Source organism: Arthrobacter sp. AIWTK1 (assembly GCF_056680535.1).
Window position 1 is genome coordinate 3,495,881 of record NZ_CM155287.1, and the last position, 17,697, is coordinate 3,513,577.

Genomic DNA, 17,697 nt, shown 5'->3' on the forward strand with positions numbered 1-17,697 from the left:
TCAAATGTTGGGCTGACCCACGAACCACGGCCGATGCAGCGCGGCGGCTACCGGCCCAGCAAGGCACCGGCACCCGTCAAACGAGGCGCCGGCCGCACTCGGGAGTACTGTTATCTCATCATGACGAGAACGTTCCGCACCTTGACAGTCCCTCTGGATGGAAGATCATTCTCCGGGGGGCTGCCGTCATTTCTGGTCCGGGACGACGTCCTCTGCTGGACCCGCCGCGAAGCCGGCCTGGTGGGCTTCGGCGAGATCGCCCGCTTCACCGCCACCGGGCCCGAGCGTTTCCTCGAGGCCGACATCTGGTGGCGGCACCTGGTCCTCGAGGCGGACGTCACCGACTCCGTCGAATGCCCCGGCACCGGGCCGGTGGCCTTCGGCTCCTTCGCCTTCTCCAAGGTGTCCACGCACCGTTCACGGCTGATTGTTCCCGAAATCGTTGTGGGGGTCAGGGACGGCCGCGCCTGGCTCACCCAGTTAACGTTCGACGACGGCGAACTCACCGAGGCGGGCGCCCTCGCCGCCCTGGACCGCTGGCTTGAGGCCGACCCGCTGGACGGGGACTTGCTTGCGACGGAACTGCCGGCGACCGGTTCGGCGGACACCGCCGTCGGGCTGCCCAGTGGCGACCGTCCCGGCGGCGAGGGGCCCACTGACCCGGGTGCCGCCGTCGTACCTAAACTCGAAACCGGATCCCTCAGCGAGCATGACTGGATGGCGGCGGTGGCTGCCGGCGTCGAGGAAATCCGGACCGGCAAGCTGCAGAAGCTGGTGCTGGCAAGGGACATCGTGGCCACGATTCCTGAGGGCGTGAACGCGGCGGAAATCCTGCGCCAGCTGGCCGTCCGGTACCGCGAATGCTGGACCTATGGCGTGGACGGCCTGGTGGGCTCAACCCCGGAAATGCTGATCCAGGTGGAGGGACGCACGGCTCAGGCGCGGGTCCTGGCCGGAACGCTGGACCGGCGGGATGCCGAGGGAATGGACGGCTCGCCGCTGGAATTTGCCGAGCGTGTGCTGGCGGGATCCGAGAAGCAGCGGCATGAGCACGAGATCGCGATCCAGTCGCTCACCACGCAGCTGGCGCCGTTCTCCGAAGCCATGAACGCGCACAGCGAACCGTTCATCCTGGAGCTGCCGAACGTGTGGCACCTGGCCTCGGACGTGAAGGCCGAACTGACCGAGGTGGAGGGCCATGTGCCCACCTGCCTCGCGCTGATCAACGCGCTCCACCCCACGGCCGCGGTCTGCGGAACGCCCACCACCGTGGCAGGCGCGCTGATCCGCAAGCTGGAACACATGGACCGTGGACCGTACGCCGGACCGGTGGGCTGGCTGGATGCGGCGGGGAACGGCGAATGGGGCATCGCGCTGCGCGGCGCGGTCGTCGAGGCGCCGGACACGGTGCGGCTCTACGCCGGCTGCGGCATCGTGGAGGGCTCCCACCCTGAAGCTGAGCTCGCGGAGACCTGGGCAAAGTTCCGGCCGATGCTCGAATCGCTGGGCATCAAAAGCTGACTTCGCCGCTCTCAACCCAACTGGCTGGCTCGCAGGCCTGTGGTCGCCCGGCGGGCCCGGCGGGCCGGGAGTCCGGGATTTCAGACAATGCCGCGGCGCGGGGTCTTGCGCTAGCCTCGATATTAGTTATCCAATAGTGAAACTAAGTTTTCTGTGATGCACATCTCAGGTTCGGCGATACACTATAAGCCGTTTTAGTCACGCATACCCCTGCAACAAAAGGTAAGAAACTATGCAGCCCATGTCCTCCGCCACGGCCAAGTTGGCCGCCAAGGCAGCCGCAATCCTCGCCGTCGGCGCCCTCTCCCTCACGGCCTGCGGCGGCAGCTCCACCCCCGCCGCGTCCTCCGCAGGCGGCGTCCAGCTCATCAACGCCGGCAAGCTGACCGTTTGCTCCGACGTCCCCTACGAGCCGTTCGAGTTCCAGAAGGACGGCAAGATTGTCGGCTTCGACATGGACATCGCCGCCGAGGTCGCCAAGGACCTGAAGGCCGAACTCAGCGTTGTGGACAGCTCCTTCGAGGCCATCGAGACCGGCACCGCGCTCACCGGCTGCGACGTCTCCATCTCCTCGGTCTCCATCACGGACACCCGCAAGGCTGTCATGGACTTCTCCAACCCGTACATGGACGATGACCTCACCCTCGTGGCCAGCGAAGCGTCCGGCATCAAGGACATCGACAGCGCCAAGGGCAAGAAGGTGGGCGTGCAGCAGGCCACCACCGGCGCCAAGTACGCGCAGGAGAAGGGCATCGACGCCCAGCAGTTCGAGGATTCCGGACTCCTGGTCCAGGCTCTCCAGGCTGGCACCGTCGACGCCGCCCTCGGCAACCAGTCCGTCCTGGCCTATGCCATCAAGGACGACGCCAAGTACAAGCGCGTGGAAAACTACGCCACCGGCGAGAAGCTGGGCATCGCCATCAAGAAGGGCAACACCGCCATGGCTGACCAGGTCAACTCCACGCTCAAGCGCCTGACCGACGACGGCTCCCTGAAGAAGTACGAGACCACCTGGTTCGGCGAAGCCGCCAAGTAGCCCACGCTCCAGAGACCTACGCAGCCGGGGCCCCGTTCAGTATCTGTCCATCAGCCTGTACGGGGCCTCAACTGCGCAAACGAATGTGAGAACACCATGGCAATGACCGCACGTCAACGAGCCAAAGTCAGCCTGTACGTCCAGGCCGGAATCTTCGTTGTGGCTGTGGCCGCGCTGGTTCTGGCCACCGACTGGAAGACCATCGGCACCAGCGTCTTCAACTTCGCCAAGATCGGCCCGATGTTCCCGGACATCTTCTTCTCCGGCCTCAAGAACACCCTCATCTACACGGCCCTGGGCTTCATCGTGGGCCTGTCCGGCGGACTGCTGCTGGCACTCATGAAGCTTTCCAGCTTCCCGCTCTACCGCTGGATCGCCACCGGCTACATCGAGTTCTTCCGCGGCATCCCGGCCCTGCTGGTGTTCATCGCCTTCGGTTACGGTGTTCCGCTCGCGTTCGGTGTGCAGTGGAACGTGACCATCGTGGTGATGATTTCGCTGGGCATGGTGGCCGCGGCCTACATCGCGGAAACGCTCCGCGCCGGCCTGCAGGCTGTGCCCAAGGGACAGCTGGAGGCCGCCCGCTCGCTGGGCATGCCCCAGTGGCGGGCCATGGTGTCCATCGTGATCCCGCAGGCGTTCCGGATCGTGCTGCCGCCGCTGACCAACGAAGTCATCCTCCTGACCAAGGACTCCTCGCTGATCTACGTGCTGGGCCTGACCGCCTCGCAGTACGAGCTCACCAAGTTCGGCCGCGACGGCATCTCCAGCCTGGGCGCAGGGCTCACCCCGCTCCTCGTGGCCGGTGCGTTCTACCTGGTGATCACCATCCCGCTGAGCCTTTTGGCCCGGAAGTTCGAAAGCCGCTCCGCGCGGACGAAGCGATAGGCAGGAACAGTCATGAACGACGTCGTACATTCCTCCGGCACCGCCGGAACCCGCGGTTCCGCCGTGCATGCCGCCGGAGTTTCCCTGAAGGACCTCCGCAAGTCCTACGGCTCCAATGAGGTCCTCAAAGGCATCAGCCTGGACGTAGCCCCCGGCGAGGTTGTCTGCCTGATCGGTCCGTCCGGCTCCGGCAAGTCCACCCTGCTGCGCTGCGTGAACCTGCTCGAGCAGCCCAACGAGGGCACCATCCACGTGGGCGGTTTCGAGGCAACAGACCCCGACGTGGACATCGACAAGATGCGCCGCAAAGTGGGCATGGTGTTCCAGCAGTTCAACCTGTTCCCGCACCTGAACGCCCGGCAGAACTGCACCATCGCCCAGGCCAAGGTGCTCAAGCGCGGCCAGGCCGAGGCGGACAAGGTGGCGCAGGCCAACCTGGACCGGGTGGGCCTGGGCCATCTGGCGGACCGCTTCCCGGACCAGCTTTCCGGCGGCCAGCAGCAGCGCGTTGCGATTGCCCGCGCGCTGAGCATGGACCCCGAGCTCATGCTGTTCGACGAGCCCACGTCGGCCCTGGACCCGGAGACGGTGGGCGACGTCCTGTCCGTCATGCGGAACCTGGCCAAGGAGGGCATGACCATGCTGGTGGTGACCCACGAGATGGGCTTCGCCCGCGAAGTGGCCGACCGCGTGGTCTTCATGGATGGCGGCGTTGTGGTGGAGGAAGGCGTGGCCGAGCAGGTCATCAGCGCACCCACCCAGTCCCGCACCAAGGAGTTCCTGAAGCGCGTCCTGGATCCGACGCACATCGACATCTCGAAGTAGCTGCCGGGGCTGAGGACACTGAATCGGTCCGGGGACACTCATATTCGGGTGTCCCCGGACCGATTCTGCGTCCTGGCGCTGTTTGCGTTTCCTGCGGAGGAACGACGACGGCGTGCCACCCCGGCCGCCGCCAGCTTGCCTTCCACCTCGCCCGGCTTCCAGAGATCCGCCCAGACCCACCGGACCACATTGCGTCCGGTGGCCCGGATCCGGTCCTCCCGGAGTTTTTCGTCCACCACGACCTGCCCGGGCGTCCTGCCTTTGAGGTATTCCGGCTTGAGATACTTCTCAACGCCGTCGAATTCCCCGACGGTCCGGCTGCCCTTCCAATAAAAGTCGGTGAAGGCCACGAAACCGGTGGAGCTCCGGACCTCGTACTGCAGGGTTGGTGACTCGAACCCCGCCACGTGGATCAACCCCCGGCTGTAGGACTCCCCGGCCGACCCGGACTGCGGGTCGGCAAACTCTACGACCGCCCGCACCCTCCGTTCTACGGCCGCCGGGTACAACCCTGGCAAAGCAGCGAGGAGACCTGCCTTGGTGAGCGCCGGGAGTCCGCGAGCCGGATCGGGCTTTAACACGTGGTCCAGCGGAACTAGTGCCTCGGCGAACGGCACGGTTGCCGCGAGGTCCAGCACCGTTACCACGCGTGAGGTGACGAGCAGACCGTCCACCGTGTCGGCGTCGAGGTTTCCAGACTCAACCAAATGCCTCCGCACGCCGTTGCGGGATCTGCCGCCTCCCCTGAACGTAGTGAGAGCGTGCACCGGCTGGCCCCGCTGGATGGTGGGAATCCCCCACACCGATGCCCCGGAATGATGCGAGAAGACCGGCGGGACTATGGAGGTGTCCGCAACCGCCTCGATCCGGAGCCTGTACTGTTGCCAGGCGGCGAGCCCGGCCCAGGCTGACGCCTCCGCATAGACACCCTGCCTAATACGCACCAGCGCGCCGGATTTCACTGCTGCGGGCAGTGAGCGGGTGCTCGCGCCGGTCTCGGCAAGATGGCGGGTCAGGATCAGGCGGGGAAGCGCGCGCATACCGGAACCATCGCAGGGCGCGAAGCGTGCCGACAGATGCCGGGCCAGCTATGTGGACAACCCCACCCCGCCGCGGGACGCAGTTTCGGCCCGAGGATGCGGGTTAGTCCGTGTCCTCGGACCGAAACGGCGTCCTGGGGTTACGCCAGCACGCCGCGCACCGCCTCCGCTACTGCAGCCTTGATCCGGCCGTGCAGCTCCCGGAGGCCACTCCGGTCGGTGCGGACCTCAATGATGCTGCGGCCCTGCGGCGGTGCGGCGAGCGCCTCGGCGAGTTCCGCCGTCGTACGTACTGAGCAATGTTCGACGCCGTACGCTGCGGCGAGCGCCGCGATGTCAACTGTGTGGGGGGTTCCGAAGAGGCGTTCGACGGCGTTCCCGTACGTTCCGGACTCCTGCACGGCGCCGTGTTCCAGCAGGTTGAAGATGGCGCCGCCGGAGTCGTTCAGGACCACGATGCGCAGCAGGGGGTCGTTCTCGGCGAAGCCCAGGAGGAGCCCGCCGGCGTCGTGCAGGAAGGTGACGTCGCCGACGAGCAGCGTGGTTTCCTGCCGGCCGCCCCACGCGATGCCCGTGGCGGTGGAGATGGTGCCGTCGATCCCGGCGAGGCCGCGGTTGGCGAAGATGGTGGCGTGCGGCTCAGGCGCGGGCTGGCCGGCGAGGTCCACGTCGCGGATGCCGTTGGAGGACCCCAGCACGAGCTGTCCCCGCGCGTGCTTCCACACCAGTGCTCCCACGGTGGGTCCCGTCGCGGCAGGTTGCTCGGACAGCACCTGGTCGAGCGCACGCTGGGCCGCCGCACCGGCCAGCAGCCAGGCATCCAGCCATGCCGACGAGCCGCGGCCCGAGAAATCGGCGAGGTCGCTGAGATTGTCCAGCGGGAGCTCGGTCCGGCGGCCCGGCTCGTACCAGGCCACGGGAACCGGCTGGTAGAGGGCCGAGGGGACGTCGGCGCGGGCCAGCAGCGCTGAGACCGGACGGGAGAGAGTTGGCCTGCCGAACAGCACCACGCGTTCGATGGGCTGGGCGGAATCGGGGCCGAAATGCTCCAGCAGCAACCGGTAAGGCCCCACGGCATTGGGACCGAAGCGCGAGTTGGAGGACGGCTCGGCCAGCAGCGGCAGGCCGTGGGCGCGGGCGAACGCTTCGGCGACCGGCCCGGCGTCGTGCCCTGCCAGCACCACGGTGCGCCGCTCCTCAAGCGTGGCCGCTGCCGGCGAGAGGGTGAGCGGCTCCGGCCCGCGGCCGATCTGCCAGATTCCGGGACCGGCAGCCTCCGGCAGGTGGTCACCGGCAGCGGGGACCAGCGGATCACGGAAGGCCAGGTTCAGCTGGACAGGCCCGGGCGGGGTGTCCTCGAAGGCCCCCGTGGCCGCGCTGAGCGCCGTCTCCACGGCACGCTGCGGGTCTGTGCCGGCGGGGACGTCGACGGCGAAACGGACGTGCTCGCCGAAAAGGTCCAGTTGGTCCGTGGTCTGGTTGGCGCCGGTCCCGCGCAGCTCGTCGGGCCGGTCGGCGGACAGGATGACCAGCGGAACAGCGGCGTGGTTCGCCTCCATAACGGCCGGCATCAGGTTCCCGACGGCGGTGCCGGATGTGGTGAGCACGGCAGCCGGCGCTCCTGTGGACAGGGCCAGGCCAAGGGCCGTGAACCCGGCCGACCGCTCGTCGATCCGGACCAGCAGTTCCACCCGGCCGGCGGCGTCGGCCTCGGCGAGCGCATAGGCCATGGGCGCGGAACGGGAACCGGGCGAAACCACGACGTACCGGACTCCGCCGTTGAGCAGCGTTTTGACGGCGATCCGGGCGGCATCGATCGCCGTCAGGGTTCCCTTGGCCCCGCGAATGCCGGGTGCCGAGTCGGCTAACGAGTCGGTTCGGGTGCCGGTGGCGACGTCCAGTGTGCCGGCGTCGGTGCCAGTGCCGGTGCCGGTGCCGGTGCCGGTGCCAGCGTCGGCGGGGGGGTGGGCGTCCGAGTTCGGGCGCGCTGCCGATGCGGCCGCGGGGGCGCCGGTGGGGTCGCCTTCGGAAAGCGGGGCATCGTCGGCGGCGGCGTAGGCGTTAATCGGGTCCAGCGGGTTCTCAGAAGTCACCAATCCAGTCTCCCACCAACCCCAACGCAGATGAGCGGGGCTCACACGAGTTAGGTAAACTGCAGCAAAGCAGTGATTACCCACCGGAGGATCAGCCCATGAACCGCAAGGCCACCGCACTGGACGTCGCCAAGCTGGCGGGCGTCTCGCGCAGCGCTGTGTCGCTGGTGCTCAACGGGCGGGGCGACGGCAATGTGGCGCTCGAAAGCCAGCAGCGCATCCGGGAAGCAGCCGCGGCGCTCAATTACTCCCCCAACAGGATCGCCCTGAGCCTGCGCAACCAGCAGTCGCGGGTCATCGGGATTGTGTCGGACCAGGTGGTCACCAGCCCGTTCGACGGCAACATCATCGCCGGCGCGGATGCCGTGGCACGGTCGCACGGCTTCGTCACCGTGGTGATGGATACGGAGCTGGATGAGTCCCGGGATGAAAGCGCCGTGGAAACCCTGCTGGACCGCCAAGTGGACGGCCTGATGTACGTGACTGTGGGTCTGCGTCCGTTGCACGTGCCGCCGAACATGGCCCGGGTCCCGTCGATCCTGGCCAACTGCTTCGACGACCGCCCGGACGCCGGGCTTCCGGCCGTTATCCCGGACGAGGTCCGCGGCGGCCGGGAAGCCGCCGAGCACGTGATGTCCCTGGGCCACCGGGACATCGCCTTCCTTGCCGGCGACTCCCTGACCCCCGCGGCGCCCCGCCGGATCGAGGGCTACCGCGAAGCCTTCAGCGGCGCGGGCATGCCTGTTAATGAGGACCGCGTCATCCAGGTGGGCTGGGACATCGACGCCGGATTCCACGGCGCCATGAAGCTCCTCGACGGCGTGGAACCGGCCGCCCGTCCAACCGCGATCCTGTGCGCCAACGACCGCCTGGCCATCGGCGTCGTGCTGGCCTGCTACCGGCTGGGGCTGAACGTTCCGCAGGATGTATCGGTCATGGGCTACGACGACGAATTCCGCGTCGCGAAAACCATGGTGCCGGCGCTCAGCACCATGGCCCTCCCGCTTCGGGAGATGGGCGCGGCTGCCATGACGGCGCTGCTCACCGAGGTGGAGGCTGCCCCGAACGGAAAGCACGACGACGGCGGCACTGCTGCCGCCGGCGCCCCCGCCGTCACCGGCGCGGAGACGATGGTTCCCTGTCGGCTGGTGGTCAGGGATTCCACCGGCCCCGTCCCGGCCGGGCGCTAAGGCCCGGCCGGGACCAGCCACGCGCTAAGAGGGCTGCCCGAGTTCCCAAACCTCGGCCGTCGCGCCGTCGGGAAGCCGCAGCTGCCACTCTTCCCCGTCGGCCGGGTAGGCGCGCAGAGTCGTGGCCACCGAACCCGCCCGGTACACCTCCACCAGCGAAGCATCCACGAACACCCGCAGCTCCTCCCCCGGCTCGACCGTTCCGCTGAACACTGTCTGCCGGGTACCGTCCCCCACGAGCAGGAGTTCGACGGCGGTGTCCCCGCCACCAGCGCCGGTCCTGACGCCCGGGCCCGCGGTCGCCAGCGCTTCGGCAAACGCAGGCAGCTGAACGCTCCCTGACGCTTGGCTGGCCACCAGCGTTCCGCGGTAGGCATCGATTTCGGGGGCGGGGCTAACCACCAGGGCGCCGTCCACCACCGAGAGCTCACGTGGGAAAGTCAGGACCCCTGCCCAGCCGGCGGCGTCGATGTCGTCCTGGCTGCGGCCGCGGCGTCCGTCCCGGCCGGGGCCTTCGTTGGCCCACCCCCACAGCAGGGCCCGGTCCTCCAAGGCCACAACCTGCGGAGCGTAGAAGTCGCGTCCGTGGTCGGACTTGCCGCCGCCGCGGGGGGTGAAGACCGGCAGCCCGGTAGCCGGGTCCTCAGTCAGGGAACCGATCAGGTGGCCCACGCCGTTGGCGTGTTCGTGCGCGTCGCCGGAGAGCCAGAGCGAGAACATCATCAGCCAGGTCCCGGAATCCCCGGAGTCACCGCCGGCACCGGAGGAATCCGGCACGCGCACCAGCTGCGGGCACTCCCAGATTTCAGCCGGCGTGAACTCGGAAGCCACCGGGTTCTCCGAGGTCAGCCAGATGCCTTGGTATTTCCAGTCGGACATGTCCTCCACCGTGTACAGGAGCAGCGCGGCGTGCCCGTTGGCGAGGCCGGCGCCCTGCATGGCGTACCGCTTGCCGTTGAACCGGAAGATGAACGGATCCCGCACCGCGGTGACCTGGCCGTCGGCGGGCATCGTCGCTGCCACATGGCCAGTCTGCTCCCAGTAGACAAGGTCCGCCGAACCGCGGGCGATGACCACCTCTGAGTGGCCCCCGTCGCTGCGGACGCCGGAGTACGCGGCGGTGGGAACACCGCCGTCGTCCGTCACCACACCGGTCCAGCAGCCGTACTCATCCGGACCGCCGCTCTGCGGGCGCAGGGCCACCGGGTGTTCCTCCCAGCGCACCAGGTCGGCGGAGCTCACGTGGCCCCAGGCGATCCGGTGGTGCCGGGCGGAGTCCGGGTTGTACTGGAAAAACACGTGGTACCGGCCGTTGATGAAGCTGACGCCGTTGGGGTCGTTGATCCAGCCCTGCGCGGGACGCGGGTGGAAACGCGGGAAGGCGGGGTCGGGGTGGTGGGCGGCGACGTCGTCGAAACGGACGGCGGCGAGGTCCGGGGAGGGCATGGCGGGGCCTTTCGGTGGGTAGGTTATTTTCCGGTGCCGGCCGTGAGGCCGTCCTGGAGTGCGCGCTGGCCGAACATAAAGACCACCAGCGCCGGAATCATGGACAGGACCACGCCCGCGAGCACCACTGAGATGCTGCCGGTTCCCAGGTTGCCCTGGAGCGAGACGAGTCCCAGCGGGAGCGTGAAGTTTTGTTCGGAGATGGTCAGGATGAGCGGGCGGAAGAATTCGTTCCAGTGGAAGTTGAATGCGAGGATTCCCACGATCGCCATACCGGGCATCGCCAGCGGCGCATACACGGAACGGAATGTTCGCCAGGGGCTGGCGCCGTCGATCGAGGCGGCTTCGGCCAGTTCGGCGGGGAGTCCCATGAAGTACTGCCGCATCAGGAAGGTGCCGAACGCCGTCGGGATGGCTGGCAGGATCAGCGCCAGCAGCGTGTCCGAGAGGCCCATGCCGCGGATCAGCATAAAGACGGGAACGATCGTGACCTGCACCGGCACCATCATGGTGGCCAGCACAATCGAGAAAAGTGCGCCCCGGCCGCGGAACTTCAGGTGCGCGAACGCATAGCCCGCCAGCGCCGCGGAAACCATCTGGCCCACCGCGATCAGCCCGGTCACCAGGGCACTGTTGAGGACGAGGAGGAAGATATTCAGCTGCTGGAATACTTCTCCGTAGGACGTGAAGTCGGGGTTCCAGGGAAAGAACGACGGCGGCAGCTTGAAGGACTCCGACGGCGACCGCAGCGAGGTGGACAGGGTCCACAGCACCGGACCCAGCGTCAGGGCGGCCGCGAGGAGCAGCAGGACGAGGCGGAGGGCGAAGGCCCCGTTGAACCGGCGCCGGTTGGGTGATGTTTCCGGGAGGCCTTCGGACAGCCGGGGTGAATGTCCGGCCAGGCCGTGGTCTGTTGTGGTTGTCATGGCTGGCCTTACTGGTAGAAGACGAATCGTTTGCTGAGCCGGAACTGCGCGGCCGTGATGGCCATGATGATCAGGGTGAGCAGCACGCCGATGGCGGACGCCTGACCGAACTCGAGCCGCTGGAAGGCCGATTCAAAGATGACCATGACGGCGGTGCGGGTGGAGTCGCCGGGACCGCCGCGGGTCAGCACATAGGGCTGGTCGAAGACCTGCAGGGCGCTGATGATGGCCATCACCGAGGCCACCAGTGTGGTGGGGCTCAGCAGGGGCAGCGTCACGTGCAGGTGCTTGCGCCAGCCGGTGGCGCCGTCGATCGCTGCCGCCTCGTATGTCTCCACGGGAATGGAGGCCAGGCCGCCGATGAACAGCAGGAAGGAGAAGCCGAAGTTCTGCCACACGTACACCAGAATCACGACGGCGGCGGACCCGCCCGGCGTGGTCAGCCACGGCACGGCGGGGATGCCCACGAGGGACAGGAACCAGTTGACCACGCCGAACTGTTCGTTGAAGAGGTACCGCATGAAGATGGATACGGAGGCCGCGGACAGGATCAGCGGGAAGAAGAAGGCGGAGCGGAAGAACACCCGCAGCCAGGCAGGCATCTTCTCCTGCACCATGATGGCCAGCGCCAGGGCGAGCCCCAGCTGAAGGGACACGGCCACCACCACGAACATAATGGTGTTCAGGAAGGACACCCGGACGGTGGGGTCCTGGACCACTTCGGAGAAGTTGTCGAAGCCCACGAACGTCGGAGCGGAAATGATGTCCCAGCGGAAGAAGGCCAGGACCACGGACGCCACGATCGGGATCAGCGTGAACAGGCCCATGCCGAGGATGGTGGGTGCCAGGAAGATCCAGGCCAGCCAGCGCTGGCTGTGCCGTGCGTTGGTTGCGCGGTTTTTGGCGTGGGCGCCGACGGGTGCAACCCCCGGCGCTGTCGGCCCGGCGGCCCGCTTCGGCCGTTCCCGGCGCGGGATGGTAGTGCTCATGACTGCCTCCTCAGGCCCAGTTCAAGGTCGCGCTGCATGGAGGCGAGGGCCTGCTTGAGCTGGCGCTCGTCGCCGCTGACCGCGAGCGATACGTTCTTCATGAGGGCCGTTTCGACGGCGGCCTGCTGCGGTGGCGCCGGGATGGGGCCCGTGGTGGGGAACCGGTCCAGGGTGTCGTAGAACACCTTCCAGTGGGCGGGACCCTTGCCGGCGTAAAGCTGCTCGTTGACCATGGAACGGCGTGCCGGCGTCGTAATCGGGTTGGGGAAGATCAGTTCCATGGCCTCGCGGCTGGAGCTGAACTTGATCCATTCCCAGGCGGCGTCCTTGTCCTTGGCGGTCTTCATGATGGCGTAGCCGGCGGTGCCGAACTGGTGGCGCTGGGTCTTCCAGCGCGGGAAGAACTGGACGTCGAAATCGTTCGCACCCATCCCGGCCTCGTGCAGTCCCTGCACCCAGTAGCCGCCGGCCGGTGTGGTCCCGATGCGGTTGGAAGCGAACAGCCCGACCAGGGAGCTGCCGCCGCCTTCCTCCGGGCGGACGCCGAGCCCGTCCTTGACCAGTCCGCGGAGGTAGTCGAAGGACTCGAACACGCGGTCGTCATTGGCGTTGGGTTCCAGCCACTGGTAGCCGCCGGACCGGAGGCTGCGGGAGGGATCGTTGGCGTAGAAGCCGTCCCAGAGCCACTCCCCGCCAGCGGACCTGGTTTCTTTCAGGAAGCTGGTGTCATTGGCGTAGAGCCACGGCACCACCCCGCCGAAGAGCCGGTTGGTCCAGTAGTAGGGCGTGAAGTCCGAGGTCCGGGCCTTCCGCATGGCGGCGAGGGTGTTGCGGAAGTCCATGTGGGTCCAGTCGTCCGCCGGGCGCTCCAGGCCAGCCTGCGCGAACGCTGTGGTGTTGTAGTACATGTTGGCCGCGTTCCAGTCCATGGGGAGCTGGTACAGGCTGCCCTTGTACATGAAGGCCTCCACCAGGCTGGGGTGGACGTCGTCGAAGAACTCCCTCATGTCCGCGGCGTCGCGGCGCACGTACTCGTCCAGCGGGTGGGCGAGCTTTTCGGCGAACAACTGGGCGCCTTCGGTGGCCACGTAGACCACGTCCGGCGGGGTGCCTGCGGCCACCATGGTGAGGATCTTGGTGAAGAAGTCTTTCCAGTCGACGGCCTGAATGGCCTGGACCTTGACCCTGATCTCCGGGTGGAGGCGGGTGAAGGCATCGATGGCGCGCTGGCGGGCGGCGGCGTCCGCGGCGGTGCCCATGATGGCGATGCTGAGGCTATTGTCCCCGCGGCCCGGAATGTCCGTCCCGGAGAGCCGCGGCCACGACGCCACGGTTGCTCCGATGATTCCCGCGCCCAGGGCACCAAGGGCGGTACGGCGAGTGATTTCCCGCAGGTGCCCGTTTGTGGCTCCGGTCATGTCATTTTCCTTCCTAACACGTGTTAGGAACTGTAGATCGCCGACCTAACACGTGTCAAGCGTCACAACGTTGAGGTGCGTAATGCGACGCTCGCTCACCTCAAGCGGTCATGCCGCTAAAGGTGAGAGCGTTGGCCGAAAACCAGCAGGATCTGAGAGAGCGGTGCCTGGGGCGGCCGAGCGAGGACCGGGAGGATTCCGGGCCGGACGCCCCGCGGGAGGCCCCTCTTCGGGTGGCAGGCGCGCGCCGCCTGGGGGCTACATATTCTCCGGCGTCTCGATGCCCAGCAGGTCCAGACCCTCGGACAGCCTGTGGAGGACGAGTGCGCACAGGGCGAGCCGTGACTGGCGGACGGACTCATCCGCCTTCAGCACCGGGCACTGGTCGTAGAACGAGGTGAACAGTTGCGAGAGTTCGAACAGGTAGGAGCACAGCCGGTGCGGCTCCAGCAGTTCTCCCACCCGCCGCAGGGTGGCGCCATACTCCAACAAATGGAGGGCCAAGGCCCGCTCGGCCGGTTCGACGACGGCGATCCTGGCTTCCGCCGTCGGCTCCCCCGCCGCCTCGCCGGACTCCGCCGCCCCGCCAGAGACGACCGCCGCCGCGCCAGACTCCCCCGCCTCGCCAAGTACGACCGCCGACTCAGCCGCGGCCTCCTCCGCCTTCCGCAGAATGGAGCGGATCCGGGCGGCGGCGTACTGCACATACGGGCCAGTGTTGCCGCTGAGCGCCAGCATCCGGTCGAAGTCGAAGACGTACTCGGTGTCGTGCCCCACGGCGAGGTCGGCGTACTTCACCGCGCCGATGCCCACCTGCCGGGCAGTCACGGCGCGCTCCTCCTCCGAGAGCTCAGGGCGGCTCGAGTCCACCACGGCGCGGGCCCGGTCCACGGCTTCGTCCAGCAGGGCCATGAGCTTCACCGGAGTGCCGGATCGGGACTTCAAAATCTTGCCGTCCTCGCCCAGCACGTTGCCGATCTGCACATGGGTGGCTTCCACCGTGTCCGGGAGCCAGCCGGCCTCGCGCGCGGTTTCAATCACCATCCGGAGGTGCACGTTCTGCGGGGCACCCACCACGTAGAGGATGCGGTCCGCATGGAGTTCGTGGACCCGGTACCGGATGGTGGCAAGGTCGGTGGTGGCGTACCCGTAGCCGCCGTCGGATTTGCGGATGATGAGCGGCAGCGGTTCACCGTCCCTGCCTTTGAAGCCGGCCGGGAACGTGCACAGCGCCCCCTCGCTGATGCGGGCCAGGCCGCGCTCCTCCAGTTCCTGGCACAGCTGTGCCAAATGCGGATCGTACGAACTCTCGCCGGCGATGTGGTCGTCCTCGAGGCTGACTCCGAGCGTGGCGTAAATGGCATTGAAGTACAGCTTCGAGTGATCCACCAGCCGCTGCCAGACTTCCAGCGTCTCCTCGTGGGCCGACTGCAGTGACACCACGCGAAGGCGGGCGCGCGTGGCGAAGTCGGGGTCGCCGTCGAACTTTGCCCGGGCCGCCTGGTAAAAAGCGCTGGGGTCCTCCACCAGCAGGGCTGCCTCGGGCGAGTCCTCGCCGATCTCCAGCCAGTGCTCGATCAGCATGCCGAACGGCGTGCCCCAGTCGCCGATGTGGTTCTGCCGGATCACCGTGTGGCCCAGCGCCTCGAGGACGCGGACCAGGCTGTCCCCCACCACTGTGGTGCGGAGGTGCCCCACATGCATTTCCTTCGCAACGTTTGGGGAGGAATAGTCGACGACGACGCGCTGGGCCTGCGTCTCCGGCCCGCCTTCCGGCCGGGATGCCTGGGCGTTGAGGAGCTCCTCGATCCAGGTGCCGTCGAACGTGAGGTTGATGAAGCCGGGGCCGGATATTTCCACGGCGGTGCAGAGGCCGTCCAACTCCAGCGCCTCGACGATCCTGGCAGCAGCATCCCGTGGCGGCAATCCGACCTTCTTGGCGAGGGCCATGGCGGCGTTGATCTGGATGTCGGCGAACTGCGACGGCCGGACAACTGGATCAGTGTCCCGGAACTCTTCGCCGAACGCTTGGGCAATAGCTGCCTGGACTCTGGGGACAACCATCTCGGCCGGATTATTCACAAGCTCAAATTATCAGCCCCCTGCGCGTTGCCCTATCACTTATGGTCCCCAAAGCTGCTCGTAAAGGACCACAAGTGATAGCGCAACGGGCGGGTGGGAAGGGGGTTAGGCGTCCGTGCGGAAGACCTGGACCACGGACGGGCGCGGGGCGCGGGCCTGGCCGCGCGCCGGCGTCGTGCCTGCCGCAACGTAGTCCGGGAAGTACGAGTTGGGCGCGTCGAACGTGCCCTCTTCGCCCGGGTGCTGCACGGAGACGAAGACGGTGCGCTCGTCGTCGTGCACGATCGGCCCGCAGGTCTCGGCGTCGCGCGGCACGGCCAGGAACTGCTCCACCCTGCCGCGTTCGGCGCCGTCGAGCGTGACCTTGAACAGACCGTCCGCGCGGCCGATGCCTGAGGGGGCGCCGTCGGTGGAGATCCACAGGTTGCCCACGGCGTCGAAGGCGAGGTTGTCCGGGCAGGAGATCGGCGAGACCTGGTCCACCGGGAAGCCGGAGAAGTACGTGACGTCGCCCTGAGCAGGATCGCCGCAAACCATCAGCAGGTTCCAGGTGAACGTGGTGGAGGTCTGGTCGCCGGATTCGGTGATTTCCACGATGTGGCCGTCGCGGTTGGCGTTGCGCGGGTTGATCTCGGTGGCGCCTTCCTTGCCCACCTTGCCGCGGTCCGAGTTGTTGGTGCAGGCCACGTAGACCTTGCCGGTGCGCAGGCTCGGCTGAACATCCTCGCAGCGGTCCATCTTGGTGGGGCCCACCTTGTCTGCGGCCAGACGGGTGTACACCAGCACCTCTTCGACTGACGGCATGCCCGGTACCTTGGATACCCCGCCCACCACCAGCGGCAGCCATTCGCCGGTGCCGTCGAAGGCGCCGTCGGCCGGAACTGCGCCGGTGCCGGTGATCTCAGCGGCCGGTGAGTTGCCGGTGAACTTGGCGACGTAGAGGTCGCCTGCGGAGAGGAGGGTCATGTTGTGCTTGCGGTCGCCCTCCCGGTACTTGTCCTTGGACACGAACTTGTACAGGTAATCGAAGCGCTCGTCGTCGCCAGAGTAGGCCACCACGTGACCGGACTCGGCCACGATCACGTTGGCGCCTTCGTGCTTGAAGCGGCCCAGGGCGGAGTGCTTCTTCGGGGTGGAGGTGGGGTCGAACGGATCCACTTCCACGATCCAGCCGAAGCGGTTGGCTTCGTTCTCATAGCCGGCGTTGCGGGTGTCGAAGCGGGGATCGTCCAGTTCCCACTGGCGGGCCGTTGCCTTTGACGTCAGGCCGTAGCGCTTGTCCTCTGCGGACGTGCCCGGCGAGACAAAGTAGCCGTTGAAGTTCTCTTCGCCGGAGAGGATGGTCCCCCAGGGGGTGGTGCCGCCGGAGCAGTTGCCCAGGGTGCCCTTGATGGCGCGGCCGGACGGGTCGTCGATGGTCTTCACCAGCGAGGATCCGGCCACCGGGCCGGTGAGTTCGTAGACCGTGCTGTTCAGGTAGCGGCGGTTGAGCCCGGCGCCCTTGACGTAGCTCCACGGCTTGTTCTTGTTCTTCCGTTCCAGTTCCACCACGGTGAGGCCGTGCGCGGCCTGCCCCACGGCGCGAACGTCCGCTGCGGGCATGGTGGCCGGGAACATGATGTTCTCGTTGGTGTATTCGTGGTTCGCGAACAGCACGGCGCGGCGGCCCTTGCTGCCGGGGATCTCCAGGATGTCGGAGTAGTCGTTGTTGTAGCCGAACTGCTGTTCCTGCGCGGCGGCCGTCTGGTTGTTGAGGTCGAAGTCCGGCGCGGTGTTGAAGATGGGGTCGCCCCAGCGGATGACCGGCTGCCAGGTGAATCCTGCGGGTACGGTCAGCTTGTCCACGTCAGAGGCAATGGACGGGATCGCGGTGAACCGCAGCTTGGACTTGCCGAAGCCGTCCTTTGCTGCGGCGGCGAGGCCAGTGCCGCCGTCGGCCACTGCGGTTCCGGCGGACGTCACCGCACTTCCGAGTACGACGGCGAGCGCACCGGCGGCGCCGAAGCCCAGGGCGGCGCGGCGGGACATCGTGGCAGAGGCGATGTCGCGGAAGTAGCTGTTAGAGCTGGTGTTGCAGACGTCGCCCGAGCAGGCGTTGTCGCATTTCAGCGCGCAGGTGACGGGGCTGCGCTTGCCTTTGGTGTGGCCAAGCATGGGGAGTAGGGCAAACTTGCGTCCGGTCGTTTCAGACATGGGGGCCTTCCAAGGGATGTGATGCGGTCCTGCCCACCCTTCCAGCCAGT

13 protein-coding genes are annotated in these 17,697 nt (G+C 67.3%); 5 read left to right on the plus strand and 8 right to left on the minus strand.

The window, feature by feature from the left end:
- The first annotated feature begins 120 nt into the window (after positions 1-120).
- The 4 genes from AC1MDG_RS16030 (at position 121) to AC1MDG_RS16045 (ending at position 4,270) form a co-directional block, all read left to right on the plus strand.
- Positions 121-1,521, plus strand: coding sequence for an isochorismate synthase (locus AC1MDG_RS16030; RefSeq protein WP_479805068.1), 1,401 nt, complete (start codon positions 121-123; stop codon positions 1,519-1,521).
- A 232-nt stretch (positions 1,522-1,753) separates the two neighbouring features.
- Positions 1,754-2,557, plus strand: a complete 804-nt coding sequence (locus AC1MDG_RS16035) for an ABC transporter substrate-binding protein (protein WP_043484910.1) — start codon at positions 1,754-1,756, stop codon at positions 2,555-2,557.
- A gap of 96 nt (positions 2,558-2,653) precedes the next feature.
- Positions 2,654-3,445 carry an amino acid ABC transporter permease gene (locus tag AC1MDG_RS16040; protein WP_043484908.1) on the plus strand — a complete coding sequence of 264 codons (792 nt, stop codon included), beginning with the start codon at positions 2,654-2,656 and terminating at the stop codon, positions 3,443-3,445.
- 12 nt (positions 3,446-3,457) lie between these two features.
- Positions 3,458-4,270 carry an amino acid ABC transporter ATP-binding protein gene (locus tag AC1MDG_RS16045; protein WP_479805070.1) on the plus strand — a complete coding sequence of 271 codons (813 nt, stop codon included), beginning with the start codon at positions 3,458-3,460 and terminating at the stop codon, positions 4,268-4,270.
- A gap of 38 nt (positions 4,271-4,308) precedes the next feature.
- Here the strand turns inward: AC1MDG_RS16045 and AC1MDG_RS16050 are convergent, their stop codons facing one another.
- Complete coding sequence (locus AC1MDG_RS16050) at positions 4,309-5,310, minus strand: hypothetical protein (RefSeq protein ID WP_479805072.1); 1,002 nt, start codon at positions 5,308-5,310, stop codon at positions 4,309-4,311.
- A 140-nt stretch (positions 5,311-5,450) separates the two neighbouring features.
- A complete protein-coding gene (gene menD, locus AC1MDG_RS16055) occupies positions 5,451-7,157 on the minus strand; it encodes a 2-succinyl-5-enolpyruvyl-6-hydroxy-3-cyclohexene-1-carboxylic-acid synthase (RefSeq protein WP_479809120.1) in 1,707 nt (568 codons plus the stop codon).
- Positions 7,158-7,501: 344 nt separating this feature from the next.
- On the opposite strand from menD, the gene AC1MDG_RS16060 reads away from it, so the two are divergent.
- Positions 7,502-8,593: a LacI family DNA-binding transcriptional regulator gene (locus AC1MDG_RS16060; protein ID WP_479805073.1), complete on the plus strand. Its 1,092-nt coding sequence runs from the start codon at positions 7,502-7,504 to the stop codon at positions 8,591-8,593.
- A gap of 24 nt (positions 8,594-8,617) precedes the next feature.
- Here AC1MDG_RS16060 and AC1MDG_RS16065 read toward each other — a convergent pair whose 3' ends face one another.
- From AC1MDG_RS16065 to AC1MDG_RS16090, 6 genes are all read right to left on the minus strand, one after another.
- The gene (locus AC1MDG_RS16065; RefSeq protein ID WP_479805075.1) at positions 8,618-10,039 is read right to left on the minus strand and encodes a glycoside hydrolase family 32 protein; all 1,422 of its coding nucleotides are present in this window, start codon (positions 10,037-10,039) and stop codon (positions 8,618-8,620) included.
- Positions 10,040-10,062: 23 nt separating this feature from the next.
- On the minus strand, positions 10,063-10,965 hold the full coding sequence (locus AC1MDG_RS16070; protein WP_479805077.1) for a carbohydrate ABC transporter permease: 903 nt from the start codon (positions 10,963-10,965) through the stop codon (positions 10,063-10,065).
- An 8-nt stretch (positions 10,966-10,973) separates the two neighbouring features.
- Positions 10,974-11,954, minus strand: a complete 981-nt coding sequence (locus tag AC1MDG_RS16075) for a carbohydrate ABC transporter permease (protein ID WP_479805079.1) — start codon at positions 11,952-11,954, stop codon at positions 10,974-10,976.
- Positions 11,951-13,372, minus strand: a complete 1,422-nt coding sequence (locus tag AC1MDG_RS16080; RefSeq protein ID WP_479805081.1) for an extracellular solute-binding protein — start codon at positions 13,370-13,372, stop codon at positions 11,951-11,953. The genes AC1MDG_RS16075 and AC1MDG_RS16080 overlap by 4 nt, the downstream gene beginning before the upstream one ends.
- A gap of 258 nt (positions 13,373-13,630) precedes the next feature.
- Complete coding sequence (argS, locus tag AC1MDG_RS16085) at positions 13,631-15,436, minus strand: arginine--tRNA ligase (RefSeq protein WP_479805082.1); 1,806 nt, start codon at positions 15,434-15,436, stop codon at positions 13,631-13,633.
- Positions 15,437-15,559: 123 nt separating this feature from the next.
- Complete coding sequence (locus tag AC1MDG_RS16090; RefSeq protein ID WP_479805084.1) at positions 15,560-17,647, minus strand: PhoX family protein; 2,088 nt, start codon at positions 17,645-17,647, stop codon at positions 15,560-15,562.
- Positions 17,648-17,697 lie beyond the last annotated feature (50 nt).

Excerpts from the sequence above, each read along its gene's own strand:
- AC1MDG_RS16030 (WP_479805068.1), top strand. The coding sequence starts at position 121 with ATGACGAGAACGTTCCGCACCTTGACAGTCCCTCTGGATGGAAGATCA.
- AC1MDG_RS16035 (WP_043484910.1), top strand. The coding sequence starts at position 1,754 with ATGCAGCCCATGTCCTCCGCCACGGCCAAGTTGGCCGCCAAGGCAGCC.
- AC1MDG_RS16040 (WP_043484908.1), top strand. The coding sequence starts at position 2,654 with ATGGCAATGACCGCACGTCAACGAGCCAAAGTCAGCCTGTACGTCCAG.
- AC1MDG_RS16045 (WP_479805070.1), top strand. The coding sequence starts at position 3,458 with ATGAACGACGTCGTACATTCCTCCGGCACCGCCGGAACCCGCGGTTCC.
- AC1MDG_RS16050 (WP_479805072.1), bottom strand. The coding sequence starts at position 5,310 with ATGCGCGCGCTTCCCCGCCTGATCCTGACCCGCCATCTTGCCGAGACC.
- AC1MDG_RS16060 (WP_479805073.1), top strand. The coding sequence starts at position 7,502 with ATGAACCGCAAGGCCACCGCACTGGACGTCGCCAAGCTGGCGGGCGTC.
- AC1MDG_RS16065 (WP_479805075.1), bottom strand. The coding sequence starts at position 10,039 with ATGCCCTCCCCGGACCTCGCCGCCGTCCGTTTCGACGACGTCGCCGCC.
- AC1MDG_RS16070 (WP_479805077.1), bottom strand. The coding sequence starts at position 10,965 with ATGACAACCACAACAGACCACGGCCTGGCCGGACATTCACCCCGGCTG.
- AC1MDG_RS16075 (WP_479805079.1), bottom strand. The coding sequence starts at position 11,954 with ATGAGCACTACCATCCCGCGCCGGGAACGGCCGAAGCGGGCCGCCGGG.
- AC1MDG_RS16080 (WP_479805081.1), bottom strand. The coding sequence starts at position 13,372 with ATGACCGGAGCCACAAACGGGCACCTGCGGGAAATCACTCGCCGTACC.
- argS (WP_479805082.1), bottom strand. The coding sequence starts at position 15,436 with ATGGTTGTCCCCAGAGTCCAGGCAGCTATTGCCCAAGCGTTCGGCGAA.
- AC1MDG_RS16090 (WP_479805084.1), bottom strand. The coding sequence starts at position 17,647 with ATGTCTGAAACGACCGGACGCAAGTTTGCCCTACTCCCCATGCTTGGC.